Origin of the sequence: Mucilaginibacter aurantiaciroseus (assembly GCF_024055595.1) — a bacterium.
Lineage (GTDB): Bacteria > Bacteroidota > Bacteroidia > Sphingobacteriales > Sphingobacteriaceae > Mucilaginibacter > Mucilaginibacter aurantiaciroseus.
The window spans coordinates 404995-419889 of the sequence record NZ_JAMXOF010000003.1 but is presented as its reverse complement, the minus strand read 5'-3'; the positions used below and the strand labels follow the sequence as shown (position 1 = coordinate 419889).

Here is a 14895-nt window from a genome sequence, read left to right as displayed (position 1 = left end):
TTCGAGCAAACAAAAAAGCCTGTAAATCAATGATTTACAGGCTTTTAGTCAATTTTGACATTGTTTTCAGCGGAATGGACGGGATTCGAACCCGCGACCTCCTGCGTGACAGGCAGGCATTCTAACCAGCTGAACTACCACTCCGTTTGGGATTGCAAATATACGCACCTTTTTGTTTTACACAACTCTTTTTTAAAATTTCTCAATTTTATTGTTTTGTCCTAATTCACGTCACGTAGACACTTTTTCAAAAATTACGCTAAATTCGTTTTTTCATACCAATTATTAACGGCTCTCGTAACCCCTTAAAGAATAAAAACATGTTGCTATTAGGCATCGATATAGGCACCTCGTCGGTAAAAGTATGCGTTGTTGATGCTGAAAACCAAAGCATTATCGCATCCGCGCAATACCCGGATACGGAATCGCCCATTATTTCGCTACAAACCGGCTGGGCAGAGCAATCGCCGGATATGTGGTGGCAGCAAACGCAACAAGCGCTGACATTGTGCGTAAAAAAAGGTGGTTTCGAGGCAAAAAATATTTCTGCAATTGGCATCGCCTACCAGATGCACGGCCTTGTTTTGGTAGATAAACACCAAAATTCGCTTCGAAACAGCATCATTTGGTGCGATAGCCGGGCCGTAAAAATAGGCGATAAAGCATTTAATGACATCGGCAACGAAACCTGTTTATCGCATATGCTAAACTCGCCGGGAAATTTTACCGCATCAAAACTGGCCTGGGTAAAACAAAACGAACCGGAGATATATGATCAGATAGACAAGATCATGCTCCCGGGTGATTACATCGCCATGAAACTAACGGGCGAGATCACCACTTCGGCCTCCGCTTTATCAGAGGGCATCTTTTTCGACTTCCAGTTCAACGGCCTGTCTAAAGACATTATAGATTATTTCGGTTTTAGCGATAAGCTGTTCCCAACGATTAAGCCGGTATTTTCTGCCCATGGCCGGGTAACGGCCGATGTTGCATCTGTTTTAGGCTTAACAACAGGCATCCCGGTTACTTATAAAGCCGGCGACCAGCCCAACAACGCCTTATCCTTAAATGTACTTAAACCCGGCGAGGTGGCTGCAACGGCAGGCACCTCGGGTGTTATATATGGTGTAAGCGATCATTTAACTTACGACCCGCAATCGCGCGTAAATACCTTCGCGCATGTTAACTATACTAATGAGCGTATACGCCTTGGCGTATTGCTTTGCATCAATGGCACGGGCAGTTTGTACCGCTGGATAAAAAACACGTTTGGTGCATCGCTTACTTATGAACAAATGAACGCCGAGGCATCAAAAGCGCCCGCTGGAAGCAACGGGCTGCGTATTTTACCTTTTGGTAACGGCGTCGAGCGGATGCTAAACAACAAACAAATTGGCGCTCACCTGCATAACATCGATCTGAATTTGCATACACCTGCCCACATATTCAGGGCGGCGCAAGAGGGTATAGCATGCGCCTTTAGATACGGGTTAGATATTATGCGCGAAAATGGCATGAACCCAACCGTGATCCGTGCCGGTAAAACAAATATGTTCCTGAGCGACCTGTTCACCCAAACATTTGTAAATGCAACTGGTGTGCCTGTAGAGCTTTATAACAACGATGGCAGCCTTGGTGCTGCCTTAGGCGCCGGCATTGGGGCAGAAATCTACCCGTCGCTAGCGGAGGCTTTTAGCAAGGCCGAACGCGTAGGATATGTTGAACCTACAGATACCGAAACATTCGAAGCTATTTACCGGGATTGGAAAACCATCCTTGAAAAGCATTTGGAAGAGAGCCAAGACATCAAGAAGCAAAAGAAAGGACTGGATAATCAATAACTTAATAAATATACCATGGGAATTGTAACAGGAGAAAAAGAGTTTTTTAAAGGCATAGGCCAGGTTAAATACGAAGGGCAACAATCGGATAACCCGTTGGCTTTCCGCTGGTACGATGCAGATAAGATAGTGGCCGGTAAAACCATGAAGGACCACCTGCGCTTTGCATGCGCCTACTGGCACTCGTTTAACGGCACCGGTGCCGATCCGTTTGGTGGCGCTACGCATATTTTTCCATGGGATGCAAAGGCTGATGCCATTGAGCGCGCTAAAGATAAAATGGACGCCGCTTTTGAGTTTATCACTAAAATGAATTTGCCTTACTATTGCTTTCACGATGTAGATGTTGTGGATTATACCAATGACCTGAACGAGAACGACCGACGCCTGCAAACCATGGTTGATTACGCAAAACAAAAGCAGGACGCCAGCGGTGTAAAACTACTTTGGGGCACGGCCAACGTATTCAGCCATTCGCGCTACATGAACGGGGCATCTACCAATCCCGATTTTCATGCGCTGGCACATGCGGGGGCGCAGGTTAAGGCGGCTATAGACGCTACTATTGCCTTAGGTGGCGAGAACTACGTTTTTTGGGGTGGACGCGAAGGTTATATGACCTTACTGAACACCGACATGAAACGCGAGCAGGAACATCTTGCAAAATTCCTACATACGGCAAAAGACTACGCCCGCAAACAGGGCTTCAAAGGCACTTTTTTCATCGAACCAAAACCCTGCGAGCCAACCAAGCATCAGTACGATTATGACGCAGCTACCGTTTTGGGCTTTTTGCAGAAGTATGATCTGCTGGGCGATTTTAAACTGAACCTGGAAGTTAACCACGCTACATTAGCCGGCCACACCTTTCAGCATGAATTACAAGTTGCGGCAGATAGCGGCTTGTTAGGTTCAATTGACGCTAACCGTGGCGACGAGCAAAATGGCTGGGATACCGACCAGTTCCCGAACGATGTGGCCGAGGTTACCGAATACATGCTCATCATTCTGCAAGCCGGTGGCTTTGCAGGTGGCGGGATAAACTTCGATGCCAAGATCCGCCGTAACTCTACAGACCCGGCAGACTTGTTCTACGCGCACGTTGGCGGTATGGATGTTTTTGCGAGGGCATTGGTAGCCGCGGATAAAATCCTCCAAAAATCCGATTATAAAAAGATCCGCGCCGACCGTTACGCCTCTTTCGACAGCGGTGCAGGTAAAGACTTTGAAGCGGGTAAACTGTCTTTAGAGGACCTGCGCAAATACGCCGGCGAAAACGGCGAGCCGGCTGTAAGCAGCGGCAAACAAGAATACCTGGAGAATTTGATTAACCGATATATATAACTAATATTAAATTCCCTATTATAAACCATTTTTAACCCAAGTCCTTAAATGAATACCTTATCAAACGGCGATTATGTCGTGTTTTTTATCTATTTTATCATTGTATCCTTATACGGGTATTGGATATACAAGCGTAAACATAATGCCGACGCGACCTCTAAAGATTACTTTTTAGCCGAGGGGTCGCTTACCTGGTGGGCCATTGGGGCATCGCTTATCGCATCAAATATCTCTGCCGAGCAATTCATCGGCACCAGCGGTTCGGCCTTTAAAATGGGCTTGGCTATCTCCACTTACGAGTGGATGGCAGCCGCGACTTTGATTATCGTAGCGGTGTTCTTCATCCCTATATATCTGAAGAATAAGATCTTCACGATGCCGCAGTTTTTGAACCAGCGGTATAACGGCACGGTAGCTATGGTTATGGCTATATTTTGGCTGTTATTGTACATTGTGGTAAACCTGATGTCTATCCTTTACCTGGGAGCTTTGGCAATTAGCGGAATCTCGGGAATTGACATTACGGTATGTATCACCCTGCTGGCCATATTTGCCGTTTTCATCACATTGGGTGGCATGAAGGTTATTGGTTATACTGATGTTATACAGGTATTTGTGCTAATATTGGGTGGTTTGGTTGCTACTTACTTGGCTTTAAACCTCATCAGCGAAAAATCTGGCACTACCGGTTTATGGAACGGCCTTACCATTATGCGTACCGAAGCTGCAGACCACTTCCACATGATATTTAAAAAGGACAATGCTAACTACATGGACATGCCGGGTCTGTCTGTACTAATTGGTGGTATGATCATCGTGAACCTTAACTACTGGGGCTGTAACCAATACATTACCCAACGCGCTTTAGGTGCCGATCTGAAAACTGCCCGTGCAGGCCTTCTTTTCGCGGCATTCTTAAAATTATTGATGCCTGTAATTGTGGTATTGCCGGGTATAGCGGCTTACCTGCTTTACCAAAAAGGAATGTTCCACCAGGAGATGATGAGCTCTAAAGGCATTATGGACCCTAACAAGGCTTATCCATCTCTTTTAAACCTGTTGCCAACCTATTTAAAGGGATTGTCGTTCGCAGCGCTTACAGCAGCTATTGTGGCATCGCTTGCAGGCAAGGCAAACAGTATTGCAACCATATTTACCCTGGATATTTACAAAAAAGCAATTAACCCCGAGGCTACCGAAAAAAGCCTGGTTAAGCTTGGTAAATGGTCGGTAGTGGTGGCCATGGCGCTTGGTGTAATCATGTCTTTATTAATTGGCGAGCAATTAATGGGCGAGGGCAAGCAGGGCTTCCAATACATTCAGGAATACACAGGCTTTGTATCGCCGGGCATCTTTGCCATGTTCATCTTAGGCTTCTTTTGGAAGAAAGCTACTTCAAACGGTGCATTGTTTGCAACCATCGGTGGTTTCTGCTTCTCGGTGTTATTTAAGTTTTTACCACGCTTTGCCAACCTGGAGTGGCTTAACCAATTCGGTTTCTCAAAACTAAATGATAAAGGTGTTTACGAGATCCCGTTTATAGACAGGATGGGTTTTGTATTCCTGCTGTGCGTTTTGGGCATGTGGATAATTTCAAAAATTGACCTGGCTAAAGGCGTTAAACCCAATGGGCTGGAAATTGATGCTTCAATGTTTAAACCATCGCGCGCGTTCACTGCCGGTGCATTAATTGTGGGTGGTATTATTGTGGCGTTGTATTCATTCTTCTGGTAGGATATAAACTGTATTAAATATTAAAAGCGGCCTTAATAAGTCCGCTTTTTTTTGTGCCCTATTTTTAAAAAAAACCTGATAAATTATTAGGTTGTAGTTATGTATCCCAGTATAAAATGCACTACGCAGCCGACAACATCCCACCATAAACAGAAGGCGAACACAACTACTTTATACATTTTGTTGATTGCGCTAATGTTGAGGAAGACCACAATTTGTTACTTTTGGCCAAAGACGGGCTGAAGGATATCTCGCAATGGCATACATTTACCGGCCCGCACCCGGCAAAGTTCGCGATCGCTGAGGCACAGGGAGCAGAGATCTACAAAATGGCGGGGAAGGGCGATCTGTTTTACATCAACCTGCCGCTGTCCTCACCAAGGTCTTTAGCAGGTGACGGTAAGGAGTGAGTGCGGATTAAAACCATGGAAGAGGTTGATAACGTAGCTGCTGAAAGCGAATACCTAACCATGGCCATAAGGCCAATAGCAAAACCAAGGCACCCCGAAAAATCTATAGCCCATTTCTTCAGCCATAACGGTACAAATACCTTTATTGTAAAGCCCTACCTAAATCACGTTAGCGCTGCCGCTTATGGCCGTAACGAAACACCAAACAACAAGGATACCGGCCTGTATGAAACGGCACGCAACACCATTATAGCACTATTGGCAAGAAACGGGCTTTACGGCCCGCAATGGAAGGCGTTGGTTACCGGGATACTTGACAAATAAAGTAATGAATTTTAACAAGAAAGTCCATTTTGCAGGGCTTTCTTGTTTTTGGTATCGGCTATTATTAGTGGTCTTTGCCATGGTCTTTACCTTTGTCACCATGCTTTTCGTTATTGCCGTGGTTGCCATTATTACCTTTGTATTTAACACCCTTTTCGCGTTCTTCAACACGTATAGGGCGGTTGTTGTTATTACTACCCCAATGGTTACGGTATTTAACATCTCGGCTATCGCGGATGATGGTTTGGCCGCTGCGGCCTTTGTAGTTAGCGTATTTAATACGATATACATTGTCACGGGTCCATGGGTTACGTTCATTTACAACTACTTTATAGCCGTTGTACAAATTATAGTTGCTGTACCTTGATGGTAAGCTTACCCTGCGTACCCATCTGTTATTTTCCAGGTAAACGTATTGGTGGGCAGGCACATCGTAGTAGGTAGCAATATCGGGCATGTAGTAATAATCTGCATGGTTGTAACCTACAGGGCCCCACTCTGGTTGGCTACCAATGTTAAGGCTTAAACTAATTTGCGCACTGGCAGATTGGTATACTACGCAGCTTAAAAATATCGCTGCGGTGATGATTGTCTTTTTCATAGTGTTGTTTTTATGTTTTTATGCAGGTATGACAGATATTATTAACTATAGTTTAATTAAACAACTGTTACAGCAGGGATGTTACAGTAGAAACGCGGGAGCCTAGAGTTAAGATACAAGAATAAAGACAATAAATAAAGCCCTTCAGAATTGAAAATGCTATTTAATATTATCTGATCTTGACTCCTGATTCTATTTTAATCGTTATCGTTATCTTCTTTTTTACCGGCCATTGCAAATACCGGCTTGCCAATTGTTTTGTAGTCGCCTACGCCTTTAAGTATAGATGCCAGCTGGGTTTTATCCTGCATGGTTTTAACGGCTTCGGCAAGTTCCTTGTCGTATTTAAAGTTAGCCTCGTAGCGGCCTTTTTCGTAACCATAGCGCGATGCGATTTCGTTCTCCAACACCTGCTTAATTTCTTCCTTATGCAATTGCAGGTCATTCTTTTTGCTGGTGGTCATTTTAGCTTTAAGCGCATCGTACTCGGCCTGTATCCCGGAAAACTGCTTCTCTTTGGTAGCTTCCGTTTTTAGGCTGCTCAGCATTTTCTCAGATATAGTGTTATAGGTGTAATTTTTGCCTTCCAGGTATTTAGTAAAATCGGCGTACCCTTCATCGGTCAATGTAAACGATTTTGGGTCGATAGGTTGGGGATGGGTGTTACGGTATTTTGTAGCGTAATCAAAAACGAATAGCTTGCTTACCAGCGTTTGGGTGATGTTAGCAAACCTGTCCTGCTTAATAAAAATATCCGGGTAAATTCCGCTGCCGTCATAAACCGAGCGGCCATTACGGGTTTTAAACTCATGGATAGACGAATCGGCCATTTTTATAACGCTGCCATCATCCTTACGGTGGGTATAATCCAATTCCTGCACACAACGGCCCGATGGCACAAAGTACTTAGCAACCGTCACCTTAACTAAACTGTTATACGGCAAGTTAAAGGTTTGCTGCACCAAGCCCTTGCCATAACTGCGCTGGCCTATAATAATGGCCCTGTCCAGGTCCTGCAAGGCGCCGGCAACAATTTCTGATGCTGACGCAGAGCGACTGTTCACCAAAACAACCAACGGCAGATTCGGCTCTAACGGCGTTGATACGGTATTATAGGTGAAATTCTTTTCTTTTACTTTTCCGCGTTGCGATACCACTTGCACATCTTTTTGCACAAAAAGGTTAACAATTTTAACGGCTTCCTGCAGGATGCCGCCGCCGTTTGACCGCAAATCGAGAATGATTCCGTTAGGGTTATTCTTTTTAAGGGCGATAAGCGCATCGGTAACCTCCTGAGCCGAGTTCTCTAAAAACTTGTTCAGCTTAATGTAGCCCATATTATTGGCTACCATACCCGTGTAAACTACATTGGGTTGCTTAATCTCGTCGCGCGTTAGAGTTTTTACACCCGGGGCATCCGCATCGCGTTTCAGTAATAGTTTAATAACCGCGCCTTTAGATCCTTTAAGCAACTGGCTTACCTGGTCGTTAGTTTTACCGGCAAGTTCAATATCATTTATCTTCAGCATTTGGTCGCCTTGGCGAACATCTGCCTTTTGGGCCGGGAAGCCGGCGAACACATCAGATATGTATATTTTGTTATCTCGCAAAAAAATGCTTGCACCTATGCCGCCGTATTGGGTACTAACGTAGTGCAGTTTGTAATCTTCAATTTCAGATTCGGGCACAAACTCGGTATAAGGATCAAGGCCCTCCAGCATAGCATCTACACCTGTTTTAACCAGCTTGGCCGAGTTTATATCATCAACATAATTAATGTTAACCTCTTTATATACCGATGCAAAAACATCCAGGTTTTTAGAGATCTGGAAAAGATCGTCCTGAAAGCTCCATAAACTTACAGCAATTGCAAGCCCGCCAATATATAATGCCGGTTTCCTGTGTCTGCTCATCACACTTTTTTCCATGCTCCTTAACCTCTTGAACTATAAATATATAAAAGCCAAACGGCTTTTAATAATAAACTGAATTTAAAGGCGGTTAGTATCCATGTTCACCAATGCTTTGGTAAGGGTGAACACCACGTATTTACGGTCGCGGTTTACCAGGTCCATAATGCGGGTTATCAGGTTATCTTCCTGGCCTTCGGTGTACTGCAATTGCTCGTCGGTAAGGTGGTTATACTTGCGCTGCACCTTAATTTTTATACGTTCCCAATCCTTGTTGCTTATCGTTATCTCTGCCATATAATAATATATTTGAGCAAAAATATAAAAAATACCTGCTACAGGCGTTTAATATGTTGCAGAGTGTTAAACTTTTAATAAGCTTGCGCCTCTAACGTTTTTATTAACTAAATAAATTACTATCATGAAAAAATGTTTTTTAAGCGTTGCCATACTATTTATGGCGGCAATTAGTGCCAAGGCACAATTCTCGCTGGGCGCCAAGGCGGGCGTCAATTTCTCCAAGATAAGTACCAATAACGTAGGCGAATCTACCGTGGCTGGTTACCAGGCAGGCTTATTTGCTCGTTTTGGCAAGAGCCTTTACCTGCAGCCCGAGCTTTATGTAGCAAGCAGTGGCGGTAAATTCGATTTTAATAATAGCGGCGGTACCGTAACCTCAAACGGTAAGGTAACCTTTACCAGCATTAACGTACCGCTATTATTAGGTAAAGGTTTTGGCGGCGAAAACCTGAATTTCAGGATAATGGCCGGACCTGTTTACAGCTATTTGATGGATAAGAACCAAAACTTTAGTGATAATGTAAGCGGTGCTTATAACGATTTTGGCAACTATAAAAAAAGCACGCTGGGCTACCAGGTTGGTGGCGGGGTTGACATAGGCCATATTACTGCCGACCTGCGCTACGAGGGCGGCCTAACCAAAATAAACGAAAGCTACGGCCAACGCCAAAATATCTGGGCGTTAAGCGTAGGCTTCAAGTTCTTTTAACAAGCAATCTAATAAATTCAAACAATGCTAAGATCCCGGTGAACAGCCGGGATCTTTTGTTTAAAAGAATATTGAACACCGAATGTGAATTATAAATAATGAAGGAAAAAGGCCCTGTGTTATTGCGAGGAACGTAGTGACGTGGCGATTTTAAAGGACAATCAGATACGCTGAGATTGCTGGGCTATCGCTAGCAATGACATACTAACGTTCATTTATTTGTAGAATTACGGCCCGAAAAAAAAGTCTCTTATACAAGTAAAGCCCCTGATGGGCAGGGGCCTTTACTAACCAATTATAAACCTAAATTATGAGAAGAGCTGTAGGAGAAGGGGTCGAACCTTCAAAGAGTGGTTATTCTTATTGCTAAGAGTTTCCCATTATCTCCGCCACCGCGACAAGGAGGTGTGTCTGCCAAAATTTCACCATCCTACAGGATGATAATTAAACCTTTCGGTTTTAATAGCTGTTGGGGAAGGGGTCGAACCTTCACAGAGTGGTTAGCCCGCTTCGGGTTTCCCATATTCTCCGCCACCGGGACAAGGAGGTGTGTCTGCCAAAAATTTCACCACCCAACAATGTTTGTTTTTAAAGAACAATAAAGCAATTGTCATTTGCTGTATACAAATCTAACAGAGTTGTTAGTTTCTTGCAAATATTTCAACAAAATATTTTTATTTTTACTTTTATTATAATTATACTTGTATTTGAATATAGATATTTAAAATTATGCCTCACAGGAAACCTCAAAATTTAGAAATTGATAATCTGGATATTCAGATTTTATCAATATTGATGAAAAATGCGACTACACCTTACACAGAAATCGCAAAAGAATTGATCGTTTCGGGCGGAACCATACACGTGCGGATGAAAAAGCTGGAGGAGATGGGTGTAATTAAAGGTGCCAGCCTGGAAGTAAACCCGCAAAAGCTGGGTTATGATGTAACCGCTTTCCTGGGTATATTCCTTGAAAAAGGATCGCAGTATAATGATGCCGTAAAACAACTGAAGGCAGTGCCAGAAATTGTAGAGCTGCATTACACTACCGGCAGCTATAGCATCTTCGCAAAAATTGTTTGCCACGATACCAACCACCTGCGCGAGGTATTAAACGAAAATATACAAAGCGTAAAAGGCATCCAACGCACCGAAACATTTATTTCCCTTGAAGAAAGCATCAAAAGGCAAATAACTTTGGATTAAATTTTACTTAGGTTTCCTGCCAATAGTATAACCGCCGTTAATAGCGCGGAACAAAGCAACCTTTAAACTATGCATACTGCATGGCTTAAAGGTTGCTTTGTTGTTGAGGTGTGGGTTTTACCAAACCCTGCACAAAAGCCCCTTCAGGTATTCCCCTTCAGGGAAGGATGCCCTAACAGGATGGTCTTCCGGCTGGTGAAACTGGTATATGAATTGCACCTGTTTACCGGCATCTAATGCGGCCCAGGCCAGTACCTGTTTAAAGGTTTCCATATCCATAGCACCCGAGCAGGAGAAGGTAGCCAGCAAACCGCCGCTGTTTAGCAATTGCATACCTATACGGTTCAGGTCTTTATAAGCACGTGATGCCCTATCCAAAGCTGATCGTGATGGCGCATATTTTGGCGGATCGAGCACGATGATATCAAACTTAGCACCTTCTTCTCTAAATTTGCGCAACTGCACATTTACGTCAGATTTTATAGCGTTATGCTCCGTGCCCTCAAATTTATTCAGGCGGATGTTTTCTTCTAAAGTTTCCAATGCCAATGCCGAACTATCCACACTGGTTACAGATATTGCACCATTTTTAAACGCGTTTAGCGTAAAACCACCTGTGTAGCTAAAGCAATCCAACATTGTTTTGCCTTTGGCGTAGGTTGCCAGTAGCTGGCGGTTATAACGCTGATCGCAGTAAAAGCCAGATTTTTGGCCTTCGGCGATATTGATGCCGTAACTGATGCCGTTCTCTTTCACCATCACCAATTCGGGAGGCTGGTTACCAGCCAATAATATATTGGTAGTTTCCAATCCCTCGTGCAAGCGGGAGGTGGCATCACTTTTATCGAATATACTTTGTGGTTTTAGCAAGGCATTAAGTTCATCTATAATAACAGGCATGGCGTTTTGCATGCCAGATGTTAGCACTTGTACAGCTAAATGGTCGGCATATTTATCTACGATAAGGCCGGGCAGATAGTCAGATTCACTAAAAATCAATCTACAGGTATCCGTTGTACCATCAGCAAGTATATGGGCACGGCCGGCAACAGCTACCTGTACCTTTTCGCGAAACCAGTTGTCATCAACAGCAACGCTCTCGTCCCACTCCAATAACCTTACGGCAACGCGCGATTGATCGTTGTAAAAACCGTAGGCCATGAAATCTTTTTTGCTATCCAGCAGGCGGATAATTTCGCCATTGGCAGGTTTGCCCTTTACGTTTTCTATCGCGCCCGAAAATACCCAGGGGTGCTTATGCAATACGGCTTTCTCTTTTCCTTTCTTTAATACAACGTCAATCATACCGCAAAGGTAATAATATCGGCGCCAATGTTATTCGTTGCCGGAGATGGGTAGGAACTTCATATTAAACCTACTTAAAGCTTGGGCTAAAGCCATTTTAAACAGTTTAATTTAGCCGTTGGCTAAAGCCGAACGGCAATGTGCTAATAAACAAATCTAAGATAGATTAAATTATATCCATTCCATTTATGGGACAGATATAAAGACAAAGACGACGGCTGTAGCCAAAATATATTGAGCATTACTCCCTACCGGAAATGGGTGTGTTTTTTAAGGCCTTGGCAACGGCTACCACATTTGCCGCGGCGGCTTTACCGGTTTCTATCGACCAATCTTTGCGGTAATCGCTTTCCAGGTAATTATCCCCGGGGCCGGGGCCATTATTCCAATAAGTGTATGATTGCGGCGCAATGGTAAAGCCAACATCCATTAGCGCACCGGCAATTTCCGATACCACGTGGCGTGCTCCATCTTCGGCACCCGTTACTACAAAGCCTGCTACCTTATTAAAAGTAACCGGGCGGTTTTGTGCGTCGCGCTTGGGGTAAAGGCCATTTATGCGTTCTAAAACTTTCAATGCTTCGCTGCTCATGGTGCCCATCCAGGTTGGGGTGGCTATGATGAGTATCTCTGATGCGAGCAATTCTTTTAATATAGCAGGCCAGGCATCCTCCTCGCCCAGATCAGATTTTATGCCCGTGATGATATTGTGATCTGCCACACGAATCATACTGGTTTTTACGCCAAGCCGATCCAGCTCGGCAACAAACTCCTTTGCCAGGGCTTCGGTGTTAGATGCCGCGGGCGATGGTTTAAGCGTACAGTTTAATATCAGGGCTTTCATACGTATTTCAGTTGCAACGGTTCGTGGTAATCATGGCAGATATAGGCGCAGGCCAGGCAAACTTTTTCACATTTAAGGCAAACATTCTCACACAGCGCCAAAAACTGGTAAGCTATTTCTGATCCGCGTTGTAGCAGCCTGTCGCTTTGCACACAAACATCAATATTATCCTTAAACAACTTTATGCAATACTTAAATTGTACATTATCCCTTTCGTTAAGGCAAGCTTTAATACATTCCTTACAAGCCCTTACGCAACTCCACAATCTTAGTATTATTCCCCATTCCTGATCATTCATACACTTCAACTATTAAGTTCAACTTAATAATTAATGTATTTAAGTTGAAATTGTTTGAATAATTTAAAAGCGTGTTACTTCCCCGGGATTATAACGCACAAAAAAGGCAGATGCTTTGCAGCATCCGCCTTTAATTATTATACTTAAATATTATTGATTGTTGTCCTCTGGCTCATCTGTTGCAAGGCCTACAACTTTGTACACTTTGTTATTATCATTGTCGCGGGTTTCCTGGAAATACGTTCCGTCGGGCGCTACATATAATTTTTCGCCGTTCACTTTAATTTTACGGCTATCCTGTGGTAAGGTGGTTAACACATCACCAATCTGATAGGGTTGGTCGTACTCGCCGCCATCGCCACCACCATTAGCGGTGTTCAGTTCGCCATCTTTACCGGCAACTTCGTAAACTACGCTGCCATCATCTTTAGTAACCGCGCGGTAGTAAACACCGTTAGATTCGTAGTACTGCTCTCCATTAATGGTAATAGCTTCGGCCTTTGATGGTAATGAATTTACCGCGGCACCAACCGGTGGTTCAACCACTGTATACTGGTTATTGTATTGCTGATAGTATAAACCATCGCTATAGTAATATTGGTAATCGCCGTAATAGAACGGATAATAACCAAATGGCAGTACACCTATGCTAAAACCAATGCGTGGCAAATAGTATGAATTATAAAAACCACGGTTGTTATAAAAACCACGGTTAAAGTAACTCGGGCCACCATAATAACCACGGTTGTAACCGTAGCCATAACGGCCATAATTACCACCACGGTAACCACCTCTTACGCCTGCACCATAAGTTCCACGGCTGCCGCCGTAAGTGCCACGATTGCCTAAAACAGATGTATTACCACGGTTAAAACCATTTGTGCCTCGGGTTACGCCAACTGATGTGCCGGGACGGTTAAACCCACCTGACGGGCGGTTGAACCCTCCTGACGGACGGCCTACACTTGCATCGCCGGATGGACGGTTAAAACCCCCGGAAGGGCGGCTTACGCCAACACCGGCAGACGGACGGCTAAAACCACCGCTGCTACCGGCAGACGGACGGCTAAAACCGCCGCCGCCACCACTTGATGGGCGACTGAAGCCACCACCACCACCACCACCGGATGAACGACTAACACTACCGCCGCCGCTAAAACCGCCGCCGCCACCACCACCACCCCTGCTACCACGTTGCGCATTGGCGTTTAGGCCTAAAGACATGAGCAACACCCCGCTTAAGGCAATACTTAATAATTTTCTATATTCTGTTTTCATCTTGAAATTTATAATTGATCGGTATATCAAAGCCGATGTATGTATTAAGACTACGAAACACATCAACGGTTTAATTGATGTATAATTATATTTAGACAAAAAATGAGCCGCTAATTACCCTGTTTGTCAGGCTTGTATCCTAATCAGATCTCTTCAGCTATAAACAGTAACCCATCGTCGAAATTCAGGCTGATGAAGCCGTCGGTTGTGGTGACAAAATCACCGTTACCTTTATCAGCTAATCCATTGGTTTGCAGATTTAAATATAAGGATAAGATGCGGATACTTTCGCCCGCTGGTTTCCACTTGCTGAAGCCTGGGTTAACCGCGTAAATTTTTTGGTTTCCGCTATATATTACAATGTTGATTTTGGAAGCGAATGTGGTAAATTCATTAAAGTTTACATCATCGGCCACTACATTTACGGCTTTGTATTCATTTTGGATAAGAAAGTTGAGGGCGGCTTCTACCTGCGATGCACCTGCCTGCGGGATCTGCCTGATATAGGATTGTAGCGTTTTATCAATTTCATCCGCTACAATAATGTCTATCTTTATTTCGTAGCTGTTCATCTGCTCGGCAATAAGCGGCGTGGCAATCACCGTTGGGCTCCACTCAAGCAGTTGGCCCAGTAATTCTTCAGAGAAGTTACCGAGGCTTAATAACAGCAGGGCGGGTTCCTGTTTTTCGCGTACAATGTGGTGGGATGACATTATATTATATACAGTTGAGTAATTTTATCAAAGGTAAATTAAATTAGCCTCTTCCCAACTTTTCGAAGGAGAGG

The 14895-nt window shown here is 44.0% G+C and carries 15 protein-coding genes and 1 tRNA gene; 7 read left to right on the top strand and 9 right to left on the bottom strand.

The features are described 5' to 3' along the window. Positions 1-70: 70 nt before the first annotated feature. Positions 71-144, bottom strand: a tRNA-Asp gene (locus NAF17_RS15175). Positions 145-320: 176 nt separating this feature from the next. Between NAF17_RS15175 and NAF17_RS15170 the strand changes: the two genes are divergently transcribed. From NAF17_RS15170 to NAF17_RS15150, 5 genes are all read left to right on the top strand, one after another. Further along, positions 321-1844, top strand: coding sequence for a xylulokinase (locus NAF17_RS15170; protein WP_252758853.1), 1524 nt, complete (start codon positions 321-323; stop codon positions 1842-1844). A gap of 15 nt (positions 1845-1859) precedes the next feature. Next, the gene (gene xylA / locus NAF17_RS15165) at positions 1860-3188 is read left to right on the top strand and encodes a xylose isomerase (RefSeq protein ID WP_252758852.1); all 1329 of its coding nucleotides are present in this window, start codon (positions 1860-1862) and stop codon (positions 3186-3188) included. A gap of 48 nt (positions 3189-3236) precedes the next feature. Beyond that, positions 3237-4922 (top strand): sodium:solute symporter family transporter, encoded by a 1686-nt coding sequence (locus tag NAF17_RS15160; protein ID WP_252758851.1) that lies wholly within the window; start codon positions 3237-3239, stop codon positions 4920-4922. A gap of 215 nt (positions 4923-5137) precedes the next feature. Continuing rightward, positions 5138-5332, top strand: a complete 195-nt coding sequence (locus NAF17_RS15155; protein WP_252758850.1) for a hypothetical protein — start codon at positions 5138-5140, stop codon at positions 5330-5332. A gap of 15 nt (positions 5333-5347) precedes the next feature. Beyond that, a complete protein-coding gene (locus NAF17_RS15150; protein WP_252758849.1) occupies positions 5348-5656 on the top strand; it encodes a hypothetical protein in 309 nt (102 codons plus the stop codon). 64 nt (positions 5657-5720) lie between these two features. Here NAF17_RS15150 and NAF17_RS15145 read toward each other — a convergent pair whose 3' ends face one another. The 3 genes from NAF17_RS15145 to NAF17_RS15135 form a co-directional block, all read right to left on the bottom strand. Next, positions 5721-6257: a hypothetical protein gene (locus tag NAF17_RS15145; RefSeq protein WP_252758848.1), complete on the bottom strand. Its 537-nt coding sequence runs from the start codon at positions 6255-6257 to the stop codon at positions 5721-5723. A 197-nt stretch (positions 6258-6454) separates the two neighbouring features. Continuing rightward, positions 6455-8170, bottom strand: a complete 1716-nt coding sequence (locus NAF17_RS15140; RefSeq protein WP_252758847.1) for a S41 family peptidase — start codon at positions 8168-8170, stop codon at positions 6455-6457. Positions 8171-8248: 78 nt separating this feature from the next. Beyond that, a complete protein-coding gene (locus NAF17_RS15135; RefSeq protein ID WP_252758846.1) occupies positions 8249-8464 on the bottom strand; it encodes a hypothetical protein in 216 nt (71 codons plus the stop codon). Between the two features lie 124 nt (positions 8465-8588). On the opposite strand from NAF17_RS15135, the gene NAF17_RS15130 reads away from it, so the two are divergent. Both NAF17_RS15130 and NAF17_RS15125 read left to right on the top strand, forming a co-directional pair. Continuing rightward, positions 8589-9176: a porin family protein gene (locus tag NAF17_RS15130; protein WP_252758845.1), complete on the top strand. Its 588-nt coding sequence runs from the start codon at positions 8589-8591 to the stop codon at positions 9174-9176. A 729-nt stretch (positions 9177-9905) separates the two neighbouring features. Then, complete coding sequence (locus NAF17_RS15125; RefSeq protein WP_252758844.1) at positions 9906-10382, top strand: Lrp/AsnC ligand binding domain-containing protein; 477 nt, start codon at positions 9906-9908, stop codon at positions 10380-10382. Positions 10383-10499: 117 nt separating this feature from the next. On the opposite strand, the gene NAF17_RS15120 is transcribed toward NAF17_RS15125, so the two are convergent. The 5 genes from NAF17_RS15120 to NAF17_RS15100 form a co-directional block, all read right to left on the bottom strand. Beyond that, positions 10500-11687, bottom strand: a complete 1188-nt coding sequence (locus NAF17_RS15120; protein ID WP_252758843.1) for a class I SAM-dependent rRNA methyltransferase — start codon at positions 11685-11687, stop codon at positions 10500-10502. Positions 11688-11928: 241 nt separating this feature from the next. Then, positions 11929-12531, bottom strand: coding sequence for a flavodoxin family protein (locus NAF17_RS15115; RefSeq protein ID WP_252758842.1), 603 nt, complete (start codon positions 12529-12531; stop codon positions 11929-11931). Next, positions 12528-12830, bottom strand: coding sequence for a four-helix bundle copper-binding protein (locus NAF17_RS15110; RefSeq protein WP_252758841.1), 303 nt, complete (start codon positions 12828-12830; stop codon positions 12528-12530). The genes NAF17_RS15115 and NAF17_RS15110 overlap by 4 nt, the downstream gene beginning before the upstream one ends. 150 nt (positions 12831-12980) lie before the next feature. After that, positions 12981-14108 carry a DUF6515 family protein gene (locus NAF17_RS15105; RefSeq protein WP_252758840.1) on the bottom strand — a complete coding sequence of 376 codons (1128 nt, stop codon included), beginning with the start codon at positions 14106-14108 and terminating at the stop codon, positions 12981-12983. Positions 14109-14251: 143 nt separating this feature from the next. Beyond that, positions 14252-14821 (bottom strand): thiamine pyrophosphokinase, encoded by a 570-nt coding sequence (locus NAF17_RS15100; RefSeq protein ID WP_252758839.1) that lies wholly within the window; start codon positions 14819-14821, stop codon positions 14252-14254. Between the last annotated feature and the right edge of the window lie 74 nt (positions 14822-14895).